The 25,004-nt window shown below is 53.8% G+C and carries 22 protein-coding genes; 16 read left to right on the forward strand and 6 right to left on the reverse strand.

Annotated elements, in window-relative coordinates:
* The 13 genes from ftsI to lpxC all read left to right on the forward strand — a co-directional run bounded on the left by ftsI (position 1) and on the right by lpxC (position 16,042).
* Positions 1 to 1,794: a peptidoglycan glycosyltransferase FtsI gene (gene ftsI / locus U868_RS0107570; RefSeq protein ID WP_025152771.1), complete on the forward strand. Its 1,794-nt coding sequence runs from the start codon at positions 1 to 3 to the stop codon at positions 1,792 to 1,794.
* Positions 1,781 to 3,268, forward strand: coding sequence for a UDP-N-acetylmuramoyl-L-alanyl-D-glutamate--2,6-diaminopimelate ligase (gene murE / locus U868_RS0107575; protein WP_025152772.1), 1,488 nt, complete (start codon positions 1,781 to 1,783; stop codon positions 3,266 to 3,268). Before ftsI ends, murE begins: the two co-directional genes overlap by 14 nt.
* Positions 3,265 to 4,638, forward strand: a complete 1,374-nt coding sequence (gene murF, locus U868_RS0107580) for a UDP-N-acetylmuramoyl-tripeptide--D-alanyl-D-alanine ligase (protein ID WP_025152773.1) — start codon at positions 3,265 to 3,267, stop codon at positions 4,636 to 4,638. The genes murE and murF overlap by 4 nt, the downstream gene beginning before the upstream one ends.
* Positions 4,632 to 5,714 (forward strand): phospho-N-acetylmuramoyl-pentapeptide-transferase, encoded by a 1,083-nt coding sequence (mraY, locus tag U868_RS0107585; protein ID WP_025152774.1) that lies wholly within the window; start codon positions 4,632 to 4,634, stop codon positions 5,712 to 5,714. The genes murF and mraY overlap by 7 nt, the downstream gene beginning before the upstream one ends.
* Positions 5,715 to 5,716: 2 nt before the next feature.
* Entirely contained in the window at positions 5,717 to 7,033 is a 1,317-nt protein-coding gene (gene murD / locus U868_RS0107590; protein ID WP_025152775.1) for a UDP-N-acetylmuramoyl-L-alanine--D-glutamate ligase, read from the forward strand.
* A complete protein-coding gene (gene ftsW, locus U868_RS0107595) occupies positions 7,030 to 8,223 on the forward strand; it encodes a cell division protein FtsW (RefSeq protein WP_025152776.1) in 1,194 nt (397 codons plus the stop codon). Before murD ends, ftsW begins: the two co-directional genes overlap by 4 nt.
* Complete coding sequence (gene murG / locus U868_RS0107600) at positions 8,220 to 9,293, forward strand: undecaprenyldiphospho-muramoylpentapeptide beta-N-acetylglucosaminyltransferase (RefSeq protein ID WP_025152777.1); 1,074 nt, start codon at positions 8,220 to 8,222, stop codon at positions 9,291 to 9,293. The genes ftsW and murG overlap by 4 nt, the downstream gene beginning before the upstream one ends.
* 25 nt (positions 9,294 to 9,318) lie before the next feature.
* The gene (murC, locus tag U868_RS0107605) at positions 9,319 to 10,785 is read left to right on the forward strand and encodes a UDP-N-acetylmuramate--L-alanine ligase (RefSeq protein ID WP_025152778.1); all 1,467 of its coding nucleotides are present in this window, start codon (positions 9,319 to 9,321) and stop codon (positions 10,783 to 10,785) included.
* Positions 10,786 to 10,787: 2 nt separating this feature from the next.
* Entirely contained in the window at positions 10,788 to 11,705 is a 918-nt protein-coding gene (locus U868_RS0107610) for a D-alanine--D-alanine ligase (RefSeq protein WP_025152779.1), read from the forward strand.
* A gap of 1 nt (position 11,706) precedes the next feature.
* Positions 11,707 to 12,510, forward strand: coding sequence for a cell division protein FtsQ (ftsQ, locus tag U868_RS0107615; protein WP_025152780.1), 804 nt, complete (start codon positions 11,707 to 11,709; stop codon positions 12,508 to 12,510).
* A gap of 34 nt (positions 12,511 to 12,544) precedes the next feature.
* Positions 12,545 to 13,801: a cell division protein FtsA gene (ftsA, locus tag U868_RS0107620; RefSeq protein ID WP_025152781.1), complete on the forward strand. Its 1,257-nt coding sequence runs from the start codon at positions 12,545 to 12,547 to the stop codon at positions 13,799 to 13,801.
* Between the two features lie 67 nt (positions 13,802 to 13,868).
* The gene (ftsZ, locus tag U868_RS0107625; protein ID WP_025152782.1) at positions 13,869 to 15,026 is read left to right on the forward strand and encodes a cell division protein FtsZ; all 1,158 of its coding nucleotides are present in this window, start codon (positions 13,869 to 13,871) and stop codon (positions 15,024 to 15,026) included.
* Positions 15,027 to 15,124: 98 nt separating this feature from the next.
* The gene (lpxC, locus tag U868_RS0107630; protein WP_025152783.1) at positions 15,125 to 16,042 is read left to right on the forward strand and encodes a UDP-3-O-acyl-N-acetylglucosamine deacetylase; all 918 of its coding nucleotides are present in this window, start codon (positions 15,125 to 15,127) and stop codon (positions 16,040 to 16,042) included.
* Between the two features lie 78 nt (positions 16,043 to 16,120).
* Here the strand turns inward: lpxC and U868_RS0107635 are convergent, their stop codons facing one another.
* Complete coding sequence (locus U868_RS0107635) at positions 16,121 to 16,645, reverse strand: DUF721 domain-containing protein (protein ID WP_025152784.1); 525 nt, start codon at positions 16,643 to 16,645, stop codon at positions 16,121 to 16,123.
* A gap of 33 nt (positions 16,646 to 16,678) precedes the next feature.
* Between U868_RS0107635 and secM the strand changes: the two genes are divergently transcribed.
* The 3 genes from secM (at position 16,679) to mutT (ending at position 20,452) form a co-directional block, all read left to right on the forward strand.
* Positions 16,679 to 17,191, forward strand: a complete 513-nt coding sequence (gene secM / locus U868_RS0107640) for a secA translation cis-regulator SecM (RefSeq protein WP_025152785.1) — start codon at positions 16,679 to 16,681, stop codon at positions 17,189 to 17,191.
* A gap of 71 nt (positions 17,192 to 17,262) precedes the next feature.
* Positions 17,263 to 19,974: a preprotein translocase subunit SecA gene (gene secA / locus U868_RS0107645; protein WP_025152786.1), complete on the forward strand. Its 2,712-nt coding sequence runs from the start codon at positions 17,263 to 17,265 to the stop codon at positions 19,972 to 19,974.
* 85 nt (positions 19,975 to 20,059) lie between these two features.
* Positions 20,060 to 20,452, forward strand: a complete 393-nt coding sequence (gene mutT, locus U868_RS0107650; RefSeq protein ID WP_029990837.1) for an 8-oxo-dGTP diphosphatase MutT — start codon at positions 20,060 to 20,062, stop codon at positions 20,450 to 20,452.
* Between the two features lie 50 nt (positions 20,453 to 20,502).
* Here the strand turns inward: mutT and yacG are convergent, their stop codons facing one another.
* The 5 genes from yacG to U868_RS0107675 form a co-directional block, all read right to left on the reverse strand.
* Positions 20,503 to 20,709 carry a DNA gyrase inhibitor YacG gene (yacG, locus tag U868_RS0107655; protein WP_025152788.1) on the reverse strand — a complete coding sequence of 69 codons (207 nt, stop codon included), beginning with the start codon at positions 20,707 to 20,709 and terminating at the stop codon, positions 20,503 to 20,505.
* 14 nt (positions 20,710 to 20,723) lie between these two features.
* Positions 20,724 to 21,476: a cell division protein ZapD gene (gene zapD, locus U868_RS0107660; RefSeq protein ID WP_025152789.1), complete on the reverse strand. Its 753-nt coding sequence runs from the start codon at positions 21,474 to 21,476 to the stop codon at positions 20,724 to 20,726.
* Positions 21,473 to 22,090 (reverse strand): dephospho-CoA kinase, encoded by a 618-nt coding sequence (coaE, locus tag U868_RS0107665; protein WP_025152790.1) that lies wholly within the window; start codon positions 22,088 to 22,090, stop codon positions 21,473 to 21,475. Before coaE ends, zapD begins: the two co-directional genes overlap by 4 nt.
* 140 nt (positions 22,091 to 22,230) lie before the next feature.
* Positions 22,231 to 23,430, reverse strand: coding sequence for a type II secretion system F family protein (locus U868_RS0107670; RefSeq protein ID WP_025152791.1), 1,200 nt, complete (start codon positions 23,428 to 23,430; stop codon positions 22,231 to 22,233).
* A 26-nt stretch (positions 23,431 to 23,456) separates the two neighbouring features.
* Positions 23,457 to 24,980 carry an ATPase, T2SS/T4P/T4SS family gene (locus tag U868_RS0107675; RefSeq protein WP_025152792.1) on the reverse strand — a complete coding sequence of 508 codons (1,524 nt, stop codon included), beginning with the start codon at positions 24,978 to 24,980 and terminating at the stop codon, positions 23,457 to 23,459.
* Between the last annotated feature and the right edge of the window lie 24 nt (positions 24,981 to 25,004).

Below are 25,004 nucleotides of genomic sequence, written 5' to 3' on the forward strand. Positions count from 1 at the left end.
ATGAAAAGCAGAAAAGCAGCAGCCAAAACGCAGGGCGGTGCCCGTATCAAACGTCCGGAAGAAAAAGCCAGTTTTATCAGCTGGCGTTTTGCGTTGTTATGCGGCGGTATCGGGCTTGCCCTGGCCGCACTGCTGATCCGGGTCGCGTATTTACAGATTATCAACCCGGACATGCTGGTCAAAGAGGGCGACATGCGCTCGCTGCGCGTCCAGGAAATCCCGACCGCACGCGGCATGATAAGTGATCGCATGGAGCGTCCGCTGGCGGTCAGTGTGCCGGTGAATGCGGTCTGGGCTGATCCGAAAGAGTTAGCCGACAAAGGCGGGGTAGGGGATGACACCCGCTGGCGCGCACTGTCCGAAGCACTGAATATTCCGCTCGACCAGGTGAAAAGCAAAGTCACGGCGAACCCGAAAGGCCGTTTTGTCTATCTGGCGCGTCAGGTGAACCCGACCATCGGCGATTATGTGAAAAAACTGAATCTGCCGGGAATTTATTTACAGGCGGAATCAAAACGGTATTACCCGTCCGGCTCCGTCACTGCTCATATTATTGGTGTCACCAATATTGATGATGAAGGGATTGAAGGGGTTGAGAAAAGCTTTGACCGCTGGCTGACCGGGGTTCCGGGACAGCGGACAGTCCGCAAAGATCGCGGCGGCCGTGTTATCGAAGACATCATCGCCCGTGAAAGTCAGGCCGGACACAACCTGACACTCAGTATTGATGAGCGTTTACAGGCGCTGGTATACCGCGAAATCAGCAGTGCGGTGGCACTGAACAAAGCGGAATCCGGCACGGCGATTCTGGTGGATGTGAATACCGGGGAAATTCTGGCGATGGCGAACAGCCCGTCCTATAACCCGAACAACCTCCAGGGCACGCCGAAAGATGCCATGCGTAACCGCGCTATCACCGATATCTTTGAACCGGGATCGACGGTAAAACCGTTAGTGGTGATGACGGCACTGAACAACAACATCATCAAACCGAACAGCGTGGTGAATACCTATCCGTACCGGATCAGTGGTCATGAAATCAAAGACGTGGCGCGTTATGCCGAACTGACCATCACCGGTATTTTACAGAAGTCGAGTAACGTAGGTGTCTCAAGACTTGCGTTAGCGATGCCCGCTCAGGAACTCGTGGACGTCTATTCGCGTTTCGGGCTGGGAAAACCGACCAATCTGGGGCTGGTCGGAGAAAGCAGTGGCATATACCCAAGTAAAAAAACACGGTGGTCTGAGCTTGAAAGGGCCACCTTTTCTTTCGGCTACGGGCTGATGGTAACACCGTTACAGTTAGCGCGGGCCTATGCAACAATCGGCAGTTTCGGGATTTACCGTCCGCTGTCCATCACAAAAGTGGATCCGCCGGTGCCGGGCACCCGCGTCTTCCCTGAACCGGTGATGAAAACCGTGGTGCAGATGATGGAAAGTGTTGCGTTACCGGGCGGCGGCGGAACGCGCGCTGCAATTAAAGGGTATCGCGTGGCGATTAAAACCGGGACGGCGAAAAAAGTGGGCGATGACGGGAAATACGTGAGCCGTTATATCGCTTACACCGCCGGGGTTGCACCGGCAAGCCGTCCGCGTTTTGCACTGGTTGTGATTATCAACGACCCGCAGGGCGGCAAGTATTACGGGGGTGCGATCTCCGCACCGGTATTCGGTGCCATCATGGGCGGTGTTCTGCGGACAATGAACGTGGAACCCGATGCGCTGACACCGGAAGAACAAACTAATGAAGTGGTTATTACTAAACCAAAAGAGGGTACAAGTGGCAGATCGTAATTTGCGCGATTTACTCGCGCCGCTCGGTGTTGATGCACCGGCTAAGGCGTTACGTGATATGACCCCGGACAGCCGTAAAGCGGCTGCCGGTGATCTGTTTCTGGCGGTTAAAGGCCACCAGTCTGACGGACGTCACTACATTCCTCAGGCCATTGCCCAGGGTGTGGCTGCCGTGGTCGCGGAAGCGGATGGCGCAGCGGAAGACGGCAGTGTACAGGTTCTGCATGGCGTACCGGTGGTTTATCTCAGCCACCTGAATGAAAAATTATCCGGTCTGGCCGGTGAGTTCTATCACCATCCGGCGGAGCGTCTGAAACTGATCGGCGTCACCGGTACTAACGGTAAAACCACCACCACCCAGCTGCTGGCGCAGTGGACTCAGGCGATGGGCGAAACCAGCGCCGTGATGGGGACGGTCGGGAACGGGTTACTTGGCCATGTGATCCCGACGGAAAACACCACCGGCTCAGCCGTCGATATCCAGCTTGAACTGGATAAACTGGCGAAGAAAGGTGCCACGGTGGCGGCAATGGAAGTCTCCTCTCACGGACTGGTTCAGAGCCGTGTGGCGGCACTGCCGTTCCGGGCAGCGGTCTTTACTAACCTGAGCCGTGACCATCTTGATTATCACGGTGATATGGCCAACTACGAAGCCGCCAAATGGCTGCTGTTCTCAACCCATCACAGCGAACAAAAAATTATTAATGCGGATGATGAGACAGGGCTGAAATGGCTGGCAAAACTGCCGGAAGCGGTCGCCGTCACAATGGATGACAATCTGCCTTCTGACTGGCAGGGGCGTTTTCTGAAAGCCGTTTCGGTGGATTATCATGACAGCGGGGCGCACATCACCTTTACCTCAAGCTGGGGTGACGGTGCACTGGACAGCCCGCTGATGGGCGCTTTTAACGTCAGTAATCTGCTGGTGGCCGCGGCAACCCTGCTGGCACTGGGCTATGACCTGAATACACTGCTGAGCGCTGCAACCGCGTTAACACCGGTCTGCGGCCGGATGGAAGTTTTCACCGCAGATAACCGGCCAACGGTTGTTGTCGATTATGCTCACACCCCGGATGCGCTGGAAAAAGCACTGAGTGCGGCGCGTCTGCATACCAAAGGCAAACTGTGGTGTGTCTTCGGCTGCGGCGGTGATCGTGACAAAGGTAAACGTCCGCTGATGGGGGCTATTGCCGAGCAGGAATCGGATGTGGTGGTGATTACCGACGATAACCCGCGCAGCGAAGAGCCGCAGGCGATTATCAATGACATTATGGCCGGACTGGTTGATACCTCCCGTGCTCTGCCGATCCCGGGCCGTGCGGAAGCGGTCACCTTTGCGGTGATGCAGGCAAAACCGGATGATGTGGTGCTGGTGGCCGGAAAAGGGCATGAGGATTATCAGCTGGTCGGCAACCGCCGTCTGGACTACTCCGACCGCCTGACCGTCGCCCGCCTGCTGGGAGTCATAGCATGATCCCGTTCTCCCTCGCTGATATCGCACAACTGACCGCCGGGGAGCTTATCCTCAGCGATCACGCGGCATCAGAACGGATTGAGAGTATCACCACGGACAGCCGCACTATCGGTGAACGTGCACTGTTTATCGCCCTGGCCGGTGAACGTTTTGATGCTCATGATTTCATTGCGGATGTGGCAGCGAAAGGTGCCGCCGCCGTCCTGGTGAACCGCCGCATGGACGTGAACTGTCCGCAGATTATTGTTAACGATACCCGTCTTGCACTGGGCGCGGTGGCGAAAGGCAACCGTGACCGCAGTCAGGCGAAAGTGGTGGCGCTGACCGGGTCTTCCGGCAAAACGTCTGTTAAAGAGATGACCGCTGCAATTTTACAGCAGGCAGGTGAAACCCTGTTTACCGCCGGTAATTTTAATAATGATATCGGCGTGCCGCTGACATTGCTGCGCCTGACAGAAAAACATCAGTTTGCGGTGATTGAGCTGGGTGCCAGCCACACCGGTGAAATTGCCTATACTGCCGCCATGACACACCCGCAGACCGCACTGGTGAATAACCTGTTTGCCGCCCATATCGGCGAGTTCGGTTCCGCAGACGCTATCGCACAGGCAAAAGGGGAAATTTTCACCGGCCTGACTGACGAAGGCACCGCGATCATCAATCTGGAAAGCAATGATTTCACTCACTGGCAGGCGCACCTGACGCCGCGTCAGACCCGCTGGTGTTTCTCCGTTGATCCGCACCCGCAGGCAGATTTTTACGCGGCTGATGTGGTGATAAACCCGCTGACCACCGATTTTACCCTGCACACACCGGCAGGCAGCACTGCTGTCACACTGCCGCTGCCGGGCCGTCATAATATTGCCAATACCCTCGCGGCAGCGGCACTGGCACTCTCTGCCGGGGCGACACTGGCGGATATCCGCAGTGGCCTGGCGCAGACCCGTGCCGTTCCGGGGCGGTTATACCCGGTTGAACTGGCACCGGGTAAACTGGTGATTGACGATACCTACAATGCCAATGACGGCTCAATGATTGCCGCAATCCGTGTGCTGGCACAACTGCCGGGTTATCGTGTGCTGGTTGCCGGGGATATCGGCGAACAGGGCGGTTATGCCGAAGAGAGTCACCGCAGAGTCGGGCAGGCTGCCCGTGATGCCGGGCTGGATGCGGTATTCACCGCAGGTCAGTTCAGTCATTTTATCAGTGATGAGTGCCAGGGACGCCATTTCGCTGACAAAACAACCCTCATTGCTGCACTGGCACCTCTGGTGGCACAGCATTCATCAATTTCAATTTTAGTTAAAGGTTCACGCAGCTCCGCAATGGAAGAAGTTGTGCACGCCTTGCAGGAGAATGTCCCATGCTGATTTGGCTGGCTGAGTATCTGGTGCAGTTTCACACTGCGTTTAACGTCTTTTCTTACCTGACGTTCCGTGCCATCGTCGGCCTGCTGACCTCGCTGATTATCGCATTATGGATGGGGCCGCATGTGATTGCATACCTCCAGAAAATGCAGATTGGTCAGGTTGTCCGCAACGAAGGACCGGAATCGCATTTCAGCAAGCGCGGTACCCCGACCATGGGCGGCGTGATGATCCTGTTCTCCATTGCCATTTCTGTTCTGCTGTGGGCACGTCTGGATAACCCGTATGTCTGGTGTGTGCTGCTGGTGCTGATTGGCTACGGGATTGTCGGGTTTATCGATGACTACCGCAAAGTGGTGCGCAAAGACACCAAAGGGCTGATTGCCCGCTGGAAATATTTCTGGCAGTCCGTGCTGGCACTGATCGTGGCATTCAGCATGTATGCCATCGGCAAAGATACACCGGCAACCGAGCTGGTGGTACCGTTCTTTAAAGATGTGATGCCGCAGCTGGGTGTGCTGTATATCCTGCTGGCCTATTTTGTGATTGTCGGCACCAGTAATGCGGTCAACCTGACGGACGGTCTCGATGGCCTTGCTATTATGCCGACCGTCTTTGTGGCTGCCGGTTTTGCGCTGGTGGCGTGGGCAACCGGTAACGTGAATTTCGCCCATTATCTGCATATCCCGTATCTGCCGCATGCCGGGGAACTGGTGATTGTCTGCACCGCGATTGTCGGGGCAGGGCTGGGCTTCCTGTGGTTTAACACCTATCCGGCCCAGGTTTTTATGGGGGATGTCGGTTCACTGGCACTCGGCGGTGCGCTGGGTACCATTGCTGTTCTGCTGCGCCAGGAATTCCTGCTGCTGATTATGGGCGGTGTTTTCGTGGTGGAAACGCTGTCGGTGATTTTACAGGTCGGATCCTTCAAATTACGCGGTCAGCGTATTTTCCGGATGGCACCTATTCATCACCATTATGAATTAAAAGGCTGGCCTGAACCAAGGGTGATTGTCCGCTTCTGGATTATCTCCCTGATGTTAGTGCTGATCGGTCTGGCGACACTCAAGGTACGTTAATCATGACGAATTATCAGGGGAAAGACATTGTGATTGTCGGGCTCGGTTTAACCGGGCTTTCCTGTGTGGACTTTTTTCTGTCGCGCGGCGTCACACCGAAAGTGATGGATACCCGCACCTCCCCGCCCGGCATCGATAAGCTGCCGGACAGCGTTCAGTGTCACTGCGGCGGTTTTGAAGCGCAGTGGCTGCTGGATGCCGACCTGATTATCGCCAGCCCGGGTGTGGCGGTCAGTACCCCGCAACTGCAGGCAGCGGTGCAGGCCGGTGCGGAAATTATCGGCGATATCGAATTATTTGCCCGCGAAGTGACAGTGCCTGTGGTGGCGATCACCGGCTCAAACGGTAAAAGCACCGTGACCTCCCTGGTGGGGGAAATGGGACGCTGTGCCGGTCTGCGTACCGGTGTCGGCGGTAATATCGGCCTGCCGGCACTGGAACTGCTGAAAGACGATTACGAGCTCTGTGTGCTTGAGTTATCCAGTTTTCAGCTGGAAACCACGTTCAGCTTGAAACCGGCAGCCGCCACGGTTCTGAATGTCACGGAAGATCATATGGATCGCTATCCGCAGGGGCTGGAACAGTACCGTGCGGCAAAACTGCGTGTTTATCACGACGCTGCGGTCTGTGTGTATAACGCGGAAGATGCACTGACACAGCCGGGCTGCGATTGTGACCGGTCTGAATATGTCAGCTTCGGCACCGAAACAGGGGATTACTGGCTGGATACCGATGAGCAGTCACTCTGTTTCTGCGGCGAGAAAATTATCAGCTGCAATGAGATGATCCTGCACGGTCAGCACAACTATTGTAATGCCCTGGCAGCTCTGGCGCTGGCGGATGCGGTTAATATCCCGCGCGAAGGCGCACTGAAAGCACTGCGCACTTACAGCGGCCTGCCGCACCGTTTTCAGCTGGTGCACGAATCTGCCGGGATCCGCTGGATTGATGATTCCAAAGCCACCAACGTCGGCAGTACCGAAGCAGCGCTGAACGGCCTGCAGGTGGACGGCTGTCTGCATCTGCTGCTCGGTGGTGACGGCAAATCAGCGGATTTCTCACCGCTGCTGCCGTACCTGAGCGGCGAAAAAATCCGTCTTTACTGCTTCGGGCGTGACGGTGCACAGCTGGCGCAGCTGCGTCCGGATGTCTCTCTGCTGACAGACACCATGGAGCAGGCCATGCGGGCGCTGGCACCGTCACTGGCTGCGGGGGATATGGTGCTGTTATCACCGGCCTGTGCGAGCCTGGATCAGTTCCGTAATTTTGAAGAGCGCGGGCGTGAGTTTGCCCGTCTGGCACGGGAGTTAGCGGCATGAAATTCCCCGGATCACAGCGTTTTAAAAACTGGATGATCGGCGAGCGTAACGGCGAGTTCAGTACGGTCGTGATGTATGACCGGACACTGCTGTGGTTTGCACTGGGACTGGCCGCGATTGGCTTTGTGATGGTGACTTCCGCCTCAATGCCTGTCGGGCAGCGTCTGGCGGATGATCCTTTCTATTTTGCCAAGCGTGACGGCGGCTTCTTAATTTTTGCTTTTATTATCGCTGTCGTGATTATGCGTTTCCCGCTGGAGATGTGGCAGCGCTACAGCACATTGCTGCTGATTGGTACGATCGGCGGGCTGATTGTGGTACTCGGCGTGGGCAGCTCCGTCAACGGGGCATCACGCTGGATAGCGATCGGGCCGATGCGTATTCAGCCTGCGGAAGTGTCGAAACTGGCACTGTTTGTTTATCTCGCTAGCTATCTGGTGCGCAAGGTGGACGAAGTCAGAAATAACTTCTGGGGATTCTGCAAGCCGATGGGCGTGATGTTTGTGCTGGCGGTGTTACTGCTGTTACAGCCGGATCTCGGTACCGTGGTTGTGCTGTTTGTCACTACACTGGCGCTGCTTTTTCTCGCCGGTGCCAAAATGTGGCAGTTTATCGCGATTATCGGCGGCGGTGTCGCGGCAGTGGTACTGCTGATTATCGCCGAACCTTACCGTATGCGGCGTGTGACCTCGTTCCTTGACCCGTGGGAAGATCCGTTCGGCAGCGGTTACCAGTTAACACAATCACTGATGGCCTTCGGGCGCGGTGATTATTTCGGTCAGGGGCTGGGCAATTCTATCCAGAAAATGGAATACCTGCCGGAAGCCCACACTGACTTTATTTTTGCCATCCTCGGTGAGGAACTGGGGTATTTCGGCGTGATCCTGGTATTGCTGATGGTCTTTTTTGTCGCCTTCCGTGCCATGGTTATCGGTCGCCGTGCGCTGATGATTGACCAGCGTTTTGCCGGTTTTCTGGCCTGTGCCATCGGCATCTGGTTCAGCTTCCAGGCTCTGGTTAACGTCGGTGCCGCCTCCGGTATGCTGCCGACCAAAGGGCTGACACTGCCGCTGATCAGTTACGGCGGTTCGAGTTTAGTGATTATGACCACAGCCATTGCTTTGCTGCTGCGGATTGATTTTGAAACACGCCTGGCGAAAGCCCAGGCATTCTCAAGGAGAGCGCGATGAGTAATAAAGCCCCCCGTCTGATGGTGATGGCCGGTGGTAGTGGCGGACATGTCTTTCCGGGGCTTGCGGTTGCGCACTATTTACAGAGTCAGGGCTGGGAAATCCGCTGGCTGGGTACCCGCGACCGGATGGAAGCTCAGCTCGTGCCTAAACACGGCATTGATATCGATTTTATTGAGATTACCGGTCTGCGCGGCAAAGGCGTAAAAGCGCTGCTCACCGCGCCGTTCCGTATCGCGAAAGCGATAAAACAGGCGAAAAAAATTATGCGTGATTACCAGCCGGATGCGGTGCTCGGTATGGGCGGATTTGTCTCCGGCCCGGGCGGTGTGGCGGCGTGGCGTTGTGGTATTCCGGTGATCCTGCATGAGCAGAACGGTGTTGCCGGGCTGACCAACGGCTGGCTGTCGAAAATCGCCACCACGGTATTACAGGGATTCCCGGGCGCCTTCCCGCAGGCTCCGGTGGTCGGTAACCCGGTACGTGAGGATATCCTCACTCTGCCGTCTCCGGCAGAACGGTTTGCCGGGCGTGAAGGGCCGATCCGCATTCTGGTGATCGGCGGCAGTCAGGGCGCGCGTATCCTGAACCAGACCCTGCCGGAAGTGGCCGGGATTATGGGGGATACTGTCTGTATCCGTCATCAGGCCGGAAAAGGCAGTGCGGAAAGCACACAGGCGTTGTATAACACGCAGAATGCGTCAGACAGTGTGACTGTCACAGAATTTATTGATGACATGGTTGAAGCTTATACCTGGGCGGACGTGGTTATCTGCCGCTCCGGGGCGCTGACCGTCAGTGAAATCGCGGTCGCCGGGCTGGGCGCAATTTTTGTGCCGTTTCAGCATAAAGACCGCCAGCAATACTGGAATGCGCTGCCGCTGGAACAGGCGGGCGCGGCGGTTATCATGGAACAGCCGGCCTTTAATGCACAGGCGGTGGCAGAGCAGCTGCGTGAGTGGGACAGACCACGACTGCTGACCATGGCGGAAAAAGCACGGAGTGTCGCGATTACCGATGCCACCAAACGGGTGGCGGATGCAATTATTGCGGCAGCAAAAAAACACTAACGAATTGATATAGCGAAGAAATAACGTGAATACACAGCAATTGGCGAAATTACGATCCTTCATTCCGGAAATGAAACGTGTCCGGCACATCCACTTTGTCGGCATCGGCGGTGCCGGTATGGGCGGCATAGCGGAAGTGCTGGCGAACGAAGGTTATGAGATCAGCGGGTCTGATCTGGCGCCGAATGCGGTAACAAAACAGCTGACTAATCTGGGCGCGACGATTTATTTCAATCACCGTCCGGAAAACGTGGCAGACGCCAGTGTGGTGGTGGTATCCACCGCCATTTCAGCGGATAACCCGGAAATCGTGGCGGCGCGTGATGCCCGTATTCCGGTGATCCGCCGCGCGGAAATGCTCGCGGAACTGATGCGCTTCCGTCACGGTGTGGCGATTGCCGGCACGCACGGCAAAACCACCACCACGGCGATGATTTCCGGTATCTATGGCCGCGGTGGTCTGGATCCGACCTTCGTCAACGGCGGGCTGGTCAAAGCCGCCGGTGTGCATGCGCGTCTCGGTTCAAGCCGTTATCTGATTGCGGAAGCGGATGAAAGTGATGCCTCTTTCCTGCACCTGCAGCCGATGGTCGCCGTGGTCACCAATATCGAGCCGGATCACATGGATACTTATCACGGTGATTTTGAAACCCTGAAAGACACCTTTGTGAACTTCCTGCACAACCTGCCGTTCTACGGCCTGGCGGTGGTGTGCATGGATGATGCGGTGATCCGCGACATCGTGCCGCGCATCGGTCGTTATGTGATTACGTATGGTTTCCATGAGGATGCGGATGTCCGAATTACTGATTTTGAACAGCGCGGTTCGCAGTGCTTCTTTACGGTTCAGCGTGAGAATCTGCCGGATCTGACTGTGGAACTGAATGCACCGGGCCGTCACAACGTGCTGAATGCCACGGCAGCGATTGCGGTCGCGACAGAAGAGGGTATTCCGGATGAGGACATTCTGGCCTCTCTGCGTGAATTCCAGGGGACCGGACGTCGTTTTGACTTTCTCGGCAACTTCCCGCTGGAGCACGTCAACCAGAAAGAAGGCAGCGTGATGCTGGTGGACGATTACGGCCATCATCCGACCGAAGTGGATGCGACTATCAAGGCGGCAAGAGCAGGCTGGCCGGATAAGCGGATTGTGATGGTTTTTCAGCCGCACCGTTATACCCGTACCCGCGACCTGTATGAGGATTTTGCCAACACGCTGGATCAGGTCGATATCCTGCTGATGCTGGATGTGTATGCCGCCGGTGAACCTGCCATTCCGGGGGCGGACAGCCGTTCGCTGTGCCGCACAATCCGCCAGCGCGGCAAGCTGGATCCGATTCTGGTCACCGAACCGGGCAAAATTGCAGCGGTACTGGCACAGGTTCTTGAAGATAATGATTTAATACTGGTTCAAGGCGCCGGAAATATCGGTAAAATAGCGCGTACATTGGCTGACACAAAATTACGGCCGGTTTTGAGTGAGGATAATTAAGAATGACTGAAAAAGTCGCGGTACTGATGGGCGGAACATCCGCAGAACGTGAAGTCTCTCTGGCTTCAGGTGCGGCGGTGCTTGCCGGTTTAAAAGAAGCCGGAATTAATGCGTTCGGGGTGGATACCAAAGAGTATCCGGTGACCCGTCTGAAGGAAGACGGTTTTACCAAAGTCTTTATCGCGCTGCACGGCCGCGGCGGGGAAGACGGTACATTGCAGGGCTGCCTGGAGCAGATGGGGCTGCCGTACACCGGAAGTGGTGTGATGGCCTCCGCTCTCTCTATGGACAAGCTGCGTACCAAACAGCTCTGGGCAGGCGCAGGACTGCCGATTGCCCCGTACTTTGCCATCAGTGCGGCCCGTTTTGCGCACATCAGTGATGAAGAATTACAGCAGGGTGTGGCATCACTGGGGTATCCGGTGATTGTCAAACCAAGCCTGGAAGGCTCGAGTGTCGGTATGTCCAAAGTGGATAATGCTCAGGCGCTGCGTCCGGCACTGGAAGAAGCGTTCAGACATGACAAAGATGTGCTGGTGGAAAAATGGCTGAGCGGCCCGGAATTCACCGTGGGTTTCCTCGGTGAGCAGATGCTGCCGTCTATCCGCATTCAGCCGGCGGCGGTGTTCTATGACTACGAAGCCAAATATATTTCTGACGACACACAATATTTCTGCCCCGGCCTCGAAGGGGCACGCGAAACAGAAATCCGTGAGCTGGCAAAAGCCGCTTACAAAGCCGTGGGCTGTGAAGGCTGGGGTCGTGTGGATGTGATGCTCGACAGTGACGGACAGTTCTACCTGCTGGAAGTGAACACCTCCCCGGGTATGACCAACCACAGTCTGGTGCCGCAGGCGGCGCGTCAGGCCGGCATGAGCTTCTCCGCTTTTGTGGCGGATGTTCTGGCACTGGCGGACTGATATGTCACAGGCTGCACTGAATATGCGTGAACCGGAACCGGATCCGGATTATGAAGGTTCACGTCCCAGTAACGGCACATACCTTGCCGGGCTGCTGTTTTTCCTGATGGTGCTGGGAACGCTGGTCTGGGGTGGTCTGATGGTGCTGAACTGGATGAAAGATGCAGACCGCCTGCCGATGTCAAAACTGGTATTAACCGGTGAGCGCCATTACACGACTAATGATGATGTGCGCAAAGCGGTATTATCCCTCGGGACACCCGGCACGTTTATGACACTGGATGTCAATGATGTGCAGCAGCAGCTGGAACGGATCCCGTGGCTACGTCAGGTCACTGTGCGCAAACAGTGGCCGGACGAATTAAAAATTCATCTGGTCGAGTATGTGCCGTATGCACGCTGGAATGACTCACAGATGATAGATGACGCCGGACGGGTCTTCAGCCTGCCGGCGGAACTGACAGAAAAAGATTCTTTCCCGATGCTCTACGGGGCACAGGGCAGTGAACAGGATGTTCTGAGCGGGTATCGTGAAATGGCGCAGCAGCTCAGCGGGACGGGACTGAAAATCAAATCAGCCTCCATGTCACCGCGTCATGCCTGGCAGCTGGTGCTGGATAATGACATCCGGGTTGAACTCGGACGGCTGGATACCCGGGGCCGGTTGCAGCGTTTTACCGAACTGTATCCGACTCTGGTGCAGGAACAGGACAAACGGGTTGATTATGTCGATCTCCGCTATGACAGTGGTGCTGCGGTCGGCTGGGCGCCATTGCAGATCGATCCTTTCGCAAACGGACATTAAGACATAACAGGTATAGAAGGCGGGCAGAATAACAATGATCAAAGCAACGGATAGAAAATTAGTCGTCGGCCTCGAAATAGGCACCGCCAAAGTATCTGCGCTTGTTGGTGAAATTCTGCCGGACGGTGTGGTGAACATTATCGGTGCGGGCAACTGCCCGTCACGCGGAATGGACAAAGGCGGCGTCAATGATCTGGAGTCGGTGGTAAAATGCGTTCAGCGTGCCATCGACCAGGCGGAACTGATGGCGGACTGCCAGATTTCATCAGTCTATCTGGCGTTATCCGGTAAACACATCAGCTGCCAGAATGAGATCGGTATGGTACCGATTTCAGAAGAGGAAGTGACCCAGGAAGATGTGGAGAATGTGGTGCACACGGCGAAATCTGTCCGTGTCCGCGACGAGCACCGTGTTCTGCATGTGATCCCGCAGGAATATGCCATTGATTACCAGGAAGGCATTAAAAACCCGGTGGGATTATCCGGTGTGAGGATGCAGGCAAAAGTGCATCTGATCACCTGTCATAACGACATGGCCAAGAATATTGTCAAAGCCGTTGAGCGTTGCGGACTGAAAGTGGATCAGCTGATTTTTGCCGGTCTGGCATCAAGCTTCGCGGTTCTGACAGAAGATGAGCGTGAGCTGGGTGTCTGTGTGGTGGATATCGGCGGCGGCACAATGGATATGGCGATTTACACCGGCGGCGCACTGCGTCACACCCGTGTTATCCCGTATGCCGGGAATGTGGTGACCGGCGATATCGCATATGCTTTCGGTACACCGCCTAATGATGCGGAAGCGATTAAAGTCCGTCACGGTTGTGCGCTGGGGTCTCTGGTCAGCAAAGACGAAACCCTGGAAGTGCCGAGTGTCGGCGGGCGTCCGCCGCGCAGCTTACAGCGCCAGACATTAGCCGAAGTGATTGAGCCGCGTTACACCGAATTACTCAATCTGGTTAATGACGAAATTTTGAAAGTACAGGAACAATTACGTCAGCAGGGTGTCAAACACCATTTGGCCGCTGGTATCGTGCTGACAGGTGGTGCGGCTCAGATTAACGGACTGGTTGAGTGCGCCCAGCGTGTTTTCCATACACAGGTTCGTATCGGACAACCGCTTAATATAACCGGCTTAACGGATTATGCGCAGGAACCGTATTACTCTACAGCGGTAGGGTTGCTGCATTACGGAAAAGAATCTCACCTGGTCGGCGATACCGAGACAGAAAAACGTGCCTCGGTGAGCAGTTGGTTTAAAAAATTAACTGGCTGGCTCAGAAAAGAATTTTAATTTGTACTAAGGCTGGCGATAATAAGCGCCGGGCCATAATAAGAAAGGCACAAAACGGAGAGAGATTATGTTTGAACCGATGGAATTGACCAACGACGCGGTGATTAAAGTCATCGGCGTCGGCGGGGGCGGCGGTAACGCTGTTGAGCATATGGTCCGTGAACGCATCGAAGGCGTTGAATTCTTCGCTGTGAATACGGACGCTCAGGCGCTTCGTAAAACCGCCGTCGGCCAGACTATTCAGATTGGTAACGGGATCACCAAAGGCCTGGGTGCGGGTGCAAACCCGGAAGTGGGCCGTAACGCGGCGGAAGAAGATCGCGAAGCTCTGCGCAATGCACTCGACGGTGCGGACATGGTCTTTATCGCAGCCGGTATGGGCGGCGGTACCGGGACCGGTGCGGCACCTGTTGTTGCTGAAGTTGCCAAAGAGCTGGGTATTCTGACCGTTGCTGTGGTGACCAAGCCGTTCAACTTTGAAGGCAAAAAACGCATGGCATTCGCCGAGCAGGGGATTACGGAGTTATCGAAGCATGTTGACTCACTGATCACCATCCCGAATGACAAGCTGCTGAAAGTATTAGGCCGCGGGATCTCACTGCTGGATGCCTTCGGAGCGGCTAACGATGTGTTACGCGGCGCGGTTCAGGGTATCGCAGAACTGATCACCCGTCCGGGTCTGATGAACGTTGACTTCGCGGACGTCCGTACCGTGATGTCAGAAATGGGTTACGCCATGATGGGTTCCGGCGCGGCACGCGGCGAAGACCGCGCGGAAGAAGCCGCCGAAATGGCGATTTCCAGCCCGCTGCTGGAAGATATCGACCTGTCCGGTGCGCGTGGTGTGCTGGTTAACATCACGGCGGGCTTTGACCTGCGTCTGGATGAGTTCGAAACCGTGGGTAACACTATCCGTGCATTTGCATCGGATAATGCGACCGTGGTTATCGGTACGTCTTTAGACCCTGAAATGAACGATGAACTGCGTGTGACTGTGGTCGCGACCGGTATCGGCATGGACAAACGTCCTGAAATCACGCTGGTAACCAACAAAGCGGTACAGACCAACAACATGGAACATCGTTATGCACAAATGCAAAACAGCATGACCAGCATGGATGACAGCAAATCAGTGGCACAGGTTGTCAACGATTCGTCAGCACAAAGCAATAAAGAACCGGATTATTTAGATATCCCGGCTTTCTTACGCAAACAGGCTGACTAAACCGAAAAGATTTGCATCTCCGCTTTTTGTGCTAAACTATCTCCCTTGTCATTAGTTTATAATGGCAGGGAGACAGTTAATCAAACGAGACAGACACGATGATCAAACAAAGAACATTAAAGCGTATTGTTCAGGCTACGGGTGTAGGTTTACACACCGGTAAAAAAGTTACGCTGACAATGCGTCCGGCACCGGCCAATACCGGGATCATCTATCGCCGTACTGATCTTAATCCGCCTGTCGATTTTCCGGCAGATGCGAAATCCGTGCGTGATACGATGTTATGTACTTGTCTGGTAAATGAAGACAACGTACGTATTTCCACGGTTGAGCATTTAAACGCCGCACTGGCCGGACTCGGCATTGATAACCTGGTTATCGAAGTCGATGCCGCGGAAATTCCGATTATGGATGGCAGCGCAAGCCCGTTCGTCTTCCTGTTACTGGATGCCGGTATTGAAGAACTGAACAGCGCGAAGAAATTCCTGCGTCTGAAAGAGACCGTCCGTGTTGAAGATGGTGATAAGTGGGCTGAACTCTCTCCGTTTAACGGTTTCAGCTTGGATTTCACTATCGATTTCAACCATCCGGCGATCGATTCCAGCACTCAGCGCTACGCGATGAACTTCTCTGCGGAAAACTTTGTCCGGGATATCAGCCGCGCACGTACCTTCGGGTTCATGCGTGATATTGAATATCTCCAGTCCAAAGGTTTATGTTTAGGCGGAAGTTTTGACTGTGCCATCGTGGTGGATGATTACCGCGTGCTGAATGAAGACGGCCTGCGTTTTGAAGACGAATTTGTCCGTCACAAAATGCTGGATGCTATCGGTGACCTGTTTATGTGCGGCCACAACATCATTGGTGCCTTTACCGCATTTAAATCCGGTCATGCACTGAATAACAAGTTACTGCAGGCTGTTCTGGCTAAAGAGAGCGCCTGGGAACTCGTGACATTCGAGAACGAAGCACAGATGCCGGTTGCATTCCGTGCACCGTCAACCGTACTGGCGTAATCAGGTCATGGCACCACAGCTTGTTGCCCTGACCCTGACACTCCTGTCACTGACGTTATTTGCCAGATAACCGTCTGCTTAATCTGCTGCACTGGTACTCTCTCCGGCCAGTGCAGCCAATTTCTCCAGTTTCTTCCTCAGTTTCTCCGGGCTTCTCTGCGCCAGCGCCTTCAGTGAACCGGCACTTTCTACACTCAGTTTCCGTCCCGGCCCCGTTGTCTTTTGCCCTCTGAACGCTGAATTGCTGTTTTTATCATCACCCGGTAACCCGGTTGACGATGATTTCATCAATGACGGATTGATTTTGATGTCGATAGCCGATAATGATGGTAAAATCTCCCGGCGCAGCGCAGAACGCAGCGCGGGAAGTTCGTAACGCAGCCGGGTCATCTGCGCGGCGTTAGAGACTTCCAGAATTAACAGTTGTTTGCGATAATTAGCCACGCGGCAATGTGGTTTGAGCATCGCGGGCAGCAGCGCCAGAACGGCGCGGTTGAGTTTAAGTAACACGACAGCACGCTGCTGAATACTTTTAAGGGTATTATTATCCTTAGTCCCGCTTTCCAGCAGGCTTTCAAGGGAAACTGGCTGACTGTCGCGCATCACATATACTCCGGATCTCGTGAGGGAAACACTATTTTAAATCTTTGGCGGCAATTTGGCAGGCGTTATTTCTGGTGCCATCTCTTTATCGGGATTGTGGCGACCGGTTTTGGCCTGCCTGCAGTCCTGAACAACGGTGATGTTACCACAGCCGGTGCCGGGACAACACAAAACCGCCAGAGTCAGGCATTATCCGCCTTTGACAGCCTGTTCCTGCAAAGCAGCCAGCCGGCGAGAACCTCACAGAGCATCAATTACTGGCAGCAGCATGCGGTCCGTAATGTTATCCGCCAGATTTCCTTTGCGTTTTCCTGTCCGGAAGATGCCTCAAAAGATAATACCCCGGCAGAAGACCGGCATGATGGCGCCGCGCAAAATATGCTGGCGGCACTGTATGCCATTCTGACCGACTCCCCGGCACTGCCTGTTTATCATCCGGCTGTCATGCCGCAGCGCATTGCCGCAGATAACCCGTCCCCGTCTTTTTCAGTTCAGTGGATTGCCCGCACCGGCGGCATCCGTGCCGGTCCCGTACAATCAGCGTAGTCCCTCAACGACATTATTAACACATTCGATTATTAACAAGGCCTGATTGTGCCTGAACAGAGACGTTTATTATGCTGGTAAAATTACTGACAAAAATCTTCGGCAGCCGGAATGACCGTACTTTACGCCGCCTGCGCAAATCCGTGGAAACGATCAACCGGATGGAACCTGAGTTCGAAAAGCTCAGTGATGATGAATTAAAAGCCAAAACACAGGAATTCCGTGATCGCCTGGCCAAAGGTGAATCCGAGCAGGATATCCTGCCGGAAGCATTTGCCACAGTACGTGAGGCGAGTAAGCGAGTATTTGGTATGCGTCACTTTGATGTCCAGCTGATCGGCGGCATGGTGCTGAACGAACGCTGCATTGCCGAAATGCGTACAGGTGAAGGTAAAACGCTGACCGCGACACTGCCTGCTTATCTCAATGCCCTGTCCGGCAAAGGGGTTCACGTGGTGACAGTGAACGACTACCTCGCCCAGCGTGACGCCGAAAACAACCGCCCGCTGTTTGAATTCCTCGGACTGACCGTCGGCATCAACCTGCCGGGCATGCCTGCACCGGCCAAACGCGAAGCGTATGCTGCGGATATCACCTACGGTACCAACAACGAATACGGTTTTGACTATCTGCGTGACAACATGGCGTTCAGCCCGGAAGAGCGTGTTCAGCGTAAACTGCACTACGCGCTGGTGGATGAGGTTGACTCCATCTTAATCGATGAAGCCCGTACCCCGCTGATTATCTCCGGTCCGGCAGAAGACAGCTCTGAGCTGTACATGAAAGTGGATAAACTGATCCCGCGCCTGGTTCGTCAGGAAAAAGAAGATTCCGACACCTTCAAAGGTGAAGGTCACTTCTCTGTGGATGAGAAAACCCGTCAGGTCACACTGACTGAGCGCGGTCTGGTGCTGGTGGAAGAGCTGTTATCTGAAGCCGGTCTGATGAATGAAGGCGAATCCCTGTACTCACCATCCAATATCATGCTGATGCACCACGTTATGGCGGGTCTGCGTGCGCACTCCCTGTTTGTCCGTGATGTGGATTATATCGTCAGCGAAGGTGAGGTTATCATCGTCGATGAACACACCGGCCGTACCATGCAGGGCCGCCGCTGGTCTGATGGTCTGCATCAGGCGGTGGAAGCCAAAGAAGGTGTGGAAATCCAGAATGAAAACCAGACACTGGCCTCTATCACCTTCCAGAACTACTTCCGTTTATACACCAAACTGGCCGGGATGACCGGTACAGCGGATACGGAAGCCTTTGAATTCAGTTCAATTTATAAACTCGATACCATTGTTATCCCGACTAACCGTCCGATGATCCGTAAAGATTTACCGGATCTGGTTTATATGACCGAAGCGGATAAATTCAATGCCATCATTGAAGATATCCGTGAGCGTACAGCTGCCGGACAACCGGTGCTGGTGGGGACTATTTCTATCGAGAAATCAGAGCTTATCTCCAACGCACTGAAAAAAGCCAAAATTGAGCACAGTGTACTGAACGCCAAATTCCACGCCATGGAAGCGGATATCGTTGAACAGGCCGGTCGTTCCGGTCATGTGACTATCGCTACCAACATGGCGGGTCGTGGTACGGATATCGTACTGGGCGGCAGCTTACAGGCGGATCTGACTGCGCTGGATGAGCCGACAGAAGAGAATATCGCGGCAGCGAAAGCGGCATGGCAGGAGCGTCACGATGCCGTTCTGGCAGCAGGCGGCCTGCATATCATCGGTACTGAGCGCCATGAATCCCGCCGTATCGATAACCAGTTACGTGGTCGTTCAGGCCGTCAGGGGGATGCCGGTTCTTCCCGCTTCTACCTGTCTATGGAAGATGCGCTGATGCGTATTTTTGCCTCTGACCGTGTTACCGGCATGATGCGTAAACTGGGCATGAAAGAAGGTGAGGCGATTGAGCATCCGTGGGTAACCAAAGCGATTGCCAACGCACAGCGCAAAGTGGAAAGCCGCAACTTTGATATCCGTAAACAGCTGCTGGAATATGATGATGTGGCAAACGACCAGCGCCGCGCTATCTATACCCAGCGTAATGATCTGCTGGATAACGGCGATATCAGCGAAACCATCGACAGCATCCGTGGTGATGTCTTCACTACGGTTATCGATGCATACATTCCGCCGCAGTCTCTGGAAGAAATGTGGGATATCCCGGGACTGGAAAAACGTCTGGAACAGGATTTCGACTTACATCTGCCAATCAAAGAGTGGCTGGATAAAGAGCCTGAGCTGCACGAAGAAACCCTGCGTGAGCGCATCCTGGAGAAAGCGGTCGAGGTTTATAAAGCCAAAGAAGATATTGTCGGCGCTGAAATGATGCGTCACTTCGAGAAAGGCGTGATGCTGCAGACGCTTGATACGCTGTGGAAAGAGCATCTGGCGGCAATGGATTACCTGCGCCAGGGGATCCATCTGCGCGGTTACGCACAGAAAGATCCGAAGCAGGAATACAAGCGTGAATCTTTCTCCATGTTTGCTAACATGCTGGAAGGTCTGAAATATGAAGTGGTCAGCACCATTTCCAAAGTTCAGGTCCGCATGCCGGAAGAAGTGGAAGCTCTGGAACAGCGCCGTCGTGAGGAAGCTGAACGTCTGGCACAGCGCCTGCAGCTCAGCCATGAAAATGACAATACTGCGCTGATGACCAAAACAGAGGCCGAAATGGCATCCGGTGTCCGCAAAGTCGGCCGTAACGATCCGTGCCCTTGCGGTTCCGGCAAAAAATACAAGCAGTGCCACGGTGCACTGAAATAACCGGTCTCTGACAGACGATTAGCATAAAAAAGTAAAAAGGCGGGGAAACCCGCCTTTCTTCTGTAAATAAAACGGACACAAGATGATGGAAAAAAAACACTTACGTATTGCCGCCGGCGTTATCCGTAATGCAGAAGGCGATATCTTTATTGCTCAGCGTCCGGCTGAATCCCATATGGGCGGTTACTGGGAGTTTCCCGGCGGAAAGCTGGAAGCCGGAGAATCACCGGAACAGGCGCTGATACGGGAACTGGAAGAAGAACTGGGTATTGTGGCGGTTCCCGGCGAACTGTTGCAGACGGCAGAACATGAATTTCCGGATCGTCTGATCACCATTTATTTCTTTCTGGTGGAAGAGTGGCAGAATGCGCCGTATGGCCGCGAAGGTCAGCCATCCCGCTGGGTAAAACAAACCGCCCTGATTGCTGAGGAGTTCCCGCCGGTCAACCGGGGGATTGTGGCACTGCTGACGGAATAAGGTTCAGATATACGGACGGCGGCTGTTTTGTTCAGCCGCCGCCGGGTTAATCAGTACGGTGAACTGTCTTCCGGTTCGCTCCAGGCTTCACTGTCAGAAAGGTCACTCTGGCTGGCAATCCGTTTTTCTTCAGCCGCCCATTCCCCGAGATCAATCAACTGACAACGTTTGCTGCAAAACGGGCGGTACGGGCTTTCCGGTCCCCAGATAACCTCTTTTTTGCAATTCGGACAGTTAACGATAATAGCTTCTGACATAACATCCTCCCCTGTCAGCAACAGGCAATTTCAAACGGTAAAGTAGCCGGTATTATACCGTGTTCGCTGTCAGTATGCAGGAAGCGTATGGCAAAACGTGTTTTATGGCCGGAGACCTGCGGGTAAATCTGAAAATCAACCGGCAGCCGCAGACGCAGTAAGTCGGCACCTTCTGCGTTATCCTGATAAAAACCGTTGTGGCTTTCAGTGGCAACAAACGGTGCAGACTGGCGCAGCAGCGTCAGCAGGCTGCTCAGCGCATTATGCAGCGGTTGTAAACCTTCAATCCAGGCAGCCTGCGTGGTATCACGGACACTTTGCGGCAGATTCAGCCACAGATGAAGGTAAGGCAGGTCAAAGCCGCAGCAGCCGCCCGGAATACTCAGCCGCTGGCGGACGATGCTGATAATTTTATCTTCTTTCAGATGCTGGGCGATACGGGGGGCTTTGCTCAGTGCCGCCGATTTTTGTTTCAGTTCGTCAGAAAAACCACGGATCAGCGCCTGGTCAGCATTAGGCGCTTCTGCCCACATGGCCAGTTTCTTTTGCTGCTTTTCCAGCTCTTTTAAAATTTCCGAACGGACTTCACCGCGATCAGTCACTTCAATAAACTCTGCGACAGCCCGGAAAAACGCCAGGCTTGACGGCAGAGAATCCAGTGGTGACAGCGTGCTCATTTGCTGAAGTGATGTTTCAATACGCAGCCATGAACGGGTTCGTTCGTTTAAAGGGTGTTCAAAAATAACTGACTGACGGATTTCGCTCATGGGTGTTCCTGTTCTGGCTGACGGGCCAGTGCTGTATAAAGTTCGTGCAGTGCAAGGACGCGGGGCATCAGCGGCTCATCGTTATCATGATTTGTCAGGATATCATCAGCAACGGCCAGACGTTGTTCACGGGATGCCTGCGCCCGCAGAATATTTTCGGCATGCTCTGCGGAAACACCGTCACGGCGCATTGTCCGGGCTATCTGTTCGTGCGGATGGATATCCACAACCAGCACGCGATCCGCAAGGGAAGCAAGGTTATTTTCAACCAGCAGAGGAACCACCCAGAGGGCATAAGGGGCGGTGACATTATTCAGCTGACGTTGGGTTTCCTGATGGATAAGCGGATGCAGTAACTGATTGAGCCATGTTTTTTCTGCCGGGTCTGCAAAGATTTTCCGGCGCAGGGCTGCTCTGTCCAGAGTGCCGTCTGCAGACAGAATCTGCTGGCCGAAATGATCAGTAATAGCCTGCAACGCCGGAGTTCCCGGTTCCACCACCTGACGGGCAATAATATCCGCATCTGTCACAGGAACCCCGAGACGGGCAAACATATCCGCAACAGTGCTTTTTCCGCTGCCGATCCCTCCGGTTAACGCAACAATATAAGCCATTGTATCTTGTCCTGATTGAAACAACGGGTAAATTGTACCTGATGAAATTAATTTCGCCTATGACAAATAAGCGATTAATACAGAGATATTTCACAGGTTTGAATTTTTTAATCCTGTTTTCTTAAATTATGAATAGTTTATCAGACTAAAACTTCACCGAGCCGGAATAAAGGTAAATACATTGCAATTAATAAAACAGCGATGAGAATTGCCGGAAGAATAAACAACAGTGGTTGCAGTATTTTAAAAAATGCCTGAATTTGGTTTAAGGCAAGAGATTTAAACCATTCTGCAATATAGGGGAAAATATGTCCGAATTGCCCGCTGGCTTCACCGGTGGCGACCAGCTCATGGCAAAGCGCAGGGAATACTCCGGATTTTTTAATTGACTGACTGAATGATTTTCCGTTAAGCAGCTCTTCACGTATTGTGGTGAGTGCTGCTTTATATAATGGATGCGTGGTTGTCATAATAAGTGTATTAATACCCGAAATGAGCGTAATACCCGATTGCTGTGTCATTGCCAGCATCTGAAAAATATGAGAGACATGATGACAGATAATAATATTACCGATAAACGGAATACGCAGAATACAGGCTGATTCTGTTTTTTTAACATTTGGGTATTTCCGGCGAAATATATGATAAATAAATATAATTATTGTCATCAGACTCAGTGCCGGAATTGTGTCACCGGCAATAATACCGGAAATCCGGATCAATTGCCGAGTCAGTACCGGGAGTTCCGCATCAAATGATGCATATATTTTTGCGAATTCAGGAATTACAAACAGAAACATTAATGTGACCATCAGCGAGCTGACAATGAACAGTGCGGCGGGATAGCGCACGGATTTAATTAATGTGGCCCGGTGATCCAGGTTGCTCTGAATATGCTGTGAAATAGTATGCAGACACTCCGGTAATTTACCGGTTTCCTCCCCGACCGTAATCATCTGACAGTAAAAGGAATCAAATAAGCCGGGATACTCCGTTATTCCCTGTGTGAAGGTTTTTCCCTGTTGCAGTTGTCTGATAAGCGCCCGGATCACTTCTTCCCAGAGCAGATGACGGCATTCACCGGCCAGCAGCGAGAGTGCTTTCAGTAACGGTAATCCTGATGTCAGTAAGATTGTCAGTTGCCGGGTAAAATGCAGCAGATACTGTTTTTCTTTCCGCGAACAGGCCAGCCGTTTGCGGCAGCAGAGGGAAACAGGTGTGATGCTCTGCGAAATCAGCTGATTGACAGCATTATTCTCTGATGACGAAATAAGCGTTCCGGTCACCACGCCGCCGGCAGATGTCAGGCCGGACCAGTCATACAGCCGGTAAAATTGCATGGCATCACTCCTGTTGTCAGCGGATATTAAATATCCTGCATATGGTAAATCTCACTGAGGGTGGTTACGCCGGTTTCTGCCAGTCTGACCCCGGCGTCAAACAGTGAGCCGGGTAACTCACCGGCAGCGGATGACGGCGGATGCTGCGGTGTCAGAAATGCAAAACAGGCGGTACGGCCGTAATAGCCCGAAAAACAGTGATCACAGCCGTTTGCCTGCCACGGGGTGAACTGATGTGTTTTTCCGCCGCTCAGTATGACGGTCTCCGTTTCCTGTTTTTGTGTTTTACAATGCGGGCACAGCACGCGGACCAGACGTTGTGCAATAATCAGTTTGATACAGGTTTTCATGAAATACTCGTCAATACCCAGTTGCCGCAGCCGTGAGAACGTATCTTCCGCAGAATTGGTATGCAGGGTGGACAGCACCAGATGCCCGGTATGCGCCGCTTTGACAGCCATTTCCGCCGTGGCTTTATCCCGGATCTCTCCCACCATAATGACATCAGGATCCTGGCGAAGCAGGGCACGGAGGATGGCGGCAAAGCCCAGTTCAATCTTCGGGTTTATCTGGGTCTGGGTGATCCCCCGCAGCGGGATTTCCACCGGGTCCTCAACACTGCAGATATTCCGGTTATTCTGGTTCAGATACTGCAGGCAACCGTAGAGTGTGGCGGTTTTTCCGCTGCCGGTGGGGCCGGTCAGTAAAATGATACCGGTGGCACTGCTGAGCCCTGCATGCAGTGTTTCCAGTTGCGGAACTGTCAGTCCTGATTTTTCCAGCGCCAGGTTCTGTGTGGTGCTCAGCAGGCGCAGTACCACTTTTTCACCGTAAATGGTCGGCAATGTGGCAACGCGGACAGCATAGCGGGTGTTATTTTCCAGCCATTCAAACTGCCCATCCTGGGGTAACCGTTTTTCGGCAATATCGAGACCGGCAATAATTTTGATACGGATAATGATTTCCCCGCTGATTTCCGGGGGCGGTGAGTTCAGTGTATGCAGTTGTCCGTCGATTCTGGCACGGATCCGGTAGCCCTGCTGTGCCGGTTCGATGTGAAGGTCGGATGCCCGTTTAATGATAGCTCCGGCAATCAGCTGGTTAACAAACCGGACTGCCGCTGATTGTTGTTCTGCCGGCCAGGTGTCAGTGTCCGGCGGTTGCCGGGAATCCTGTACCGGAGGCGGTGCAGGCGGCGGTAATGGTGAACCTGCGGCTGTGCCGCTGTTACCGGTATCGGCAGAGACCGGTGTGTGTGTCCCGGCAGTGATACCGGGGAACAGTACCGGCTCGGGCAGCGCGGTATTGCGGCGGCAGTAGGCCAGTTTTTCGCGGTGCCACAATTCAATATCAACCCGTTTACCGGCCAGAAACCGGATAGCAGATACAACATCCCTGCGCGGCTGTTGTGCGGCAGCAACTCTGACGGCATCCGGATTATAATCAATCAGCATCAGTTCATTGCGTTCACACAGTGCATGAACTTCAGCCAGCAGAAGTTGTTCTTCCCCGCCGGAGCGGGTAACAGGAGACAGTGTGCCTGTTTGCATAATGAATTCCTTTTCATGTCAGTA

Origin of the sequence: Morganella morganii H1r (assembly GCF_000633515.1) — a bacterium.
GTDB lineage: Bacteria > Pseudomonadota > Gammaproteobacteria > Enterobacterales > Enterobacteriaceae > Morganella > Morganella morganii_B.

Excerpts from the sequence above, each read along its gene's own strand:
- U868_RS0107635 (WP_025152784.1), bottom strand. The coding sequence starts at position 16,645 with ATGCGCGACAGTCAGCCAGTTTCCCTTGAAAGCCTGCTGGAAAGCGGG.
- murD (WP_025152775.1), top strand. The coding sequence starts at position 5,717 with ATGACGAATTATCAGGGGAAAGACATTGTGATTGTCGGGCTCGGTTTA.
- zapD (WP_025152789.1), bottom strand. The coding sequence starts at position 21,476 with ATGAGCGAAATCCGTCAGTCAGTTATTTTTGAACACCCTTTAAACGAA.
- mraY (WP_025152774.1), top strand. The coding sequence starts at position 4,632 with ATGCTGATTTGGCTGGCTGAGTATCTGGTGCAGTTTCACACTGCGTTT.
- murG (WP_025152777.1), top strand. The coding sequence starts at position 8,220 with ATGAGTAATAAAGCCCCCCGTCTGATGGTGATGGCCGGTGGTAGTGGC.
- ftsI (WP_025152771.1), top strand. The coding sequence starts at position 1 with ATGAAAAGCAGAAAAGCAGCAGCCAAAACGCAGGGCGGTGCCCGTATC.
- U868_RS0107610 (WP_025152779.1), top strand. The coding sequence starts at position 10,788 with ATGACTGAAAAAGTCGCGGTACTGATGGGCGGAACATCCGCAGAACGT.
- ftsA (WP_025152781.1), top strand. The coding sequence starts at position 12,545 with ATGATCAAAGCAACGGATAGAAAATTAGTCGTCGGCCTCGAAATAGGC.
- yacG (WP_025152788.1), bottom strand. The coding sequence starts at position 20,709 with ATGTCAGAAGCTATTATCGTTAACTGTCCGAATTGCAAAAAAGAGGTT.
- secA (WP_025152786.1), top strand. The coding sequence starts at position 17,263 with ATGCTGGTAAAATTACTGACAAAAATCTTCGGCAGCCGGAATGACCGT.
- U868_RS0107675 (WP_025152792.1), bottom strand. The coding sequence starts at position 24,980 with ATGCAAACAGGCACACTGTCTCCTGTTACCCGCTCCGGCGGGGAAGAA.
- ftsZ (WP_025152782.1), top strand. The coding sequence starts at position 13,869 with ATGTTTGAACCGATGGAATTGACCAACGACGCGGTGATTAAAGTCATC.
- U868_RS0107670 (WP_025152791.1), bottom strand. The coding sequence starts at position 23,430 with ATGCAATTTTACCGGCTGTATGACTGGTCCGGCCTGACATCTGCCGGC.
- lpxC (WP_025152783.1), top strand. The coding sequence starts at position 15,125 with ATGATCAAACAAAGAACATTAAAGCGTATTGTTCAGGCTACGGGTGTA.
- ftsW (WP_025152776.1), top strand. The coding sequence starts at position 7,030 with ATGAAATTCCCCGGATCACAGCGTTTTAAAAACTGGATGATCGGCGAG.
- mutT (WP_029990837.1), top strand. The coding sequence starts at position 20,060 with ATGGAAAAAAAACACTTACGTATTGCCGCCGGCGTTATCCGTAATGCA.
- coaE (WP_025152790.1), bottom strand. The coding sequence starts at position 22,090 with ATGGCTTATATTGTTGCGTTAACCGGAGGGATCGGCAGCGGAAAAAGC.
- ftsQ (WP_025152780.1), top strand. The coding sequence starts at position 11,707 with ATGTCACAGGCTGCACTGAATATGCGTGAACCGGAACCGGATCCGGAT.
- murF (WP_025152773.1), top strand. The coding sequence starts at position 3,265 with ATGATCCCGTTCTCCCTCGCTGATATCGCACAACTGACCGCCGGGGAG.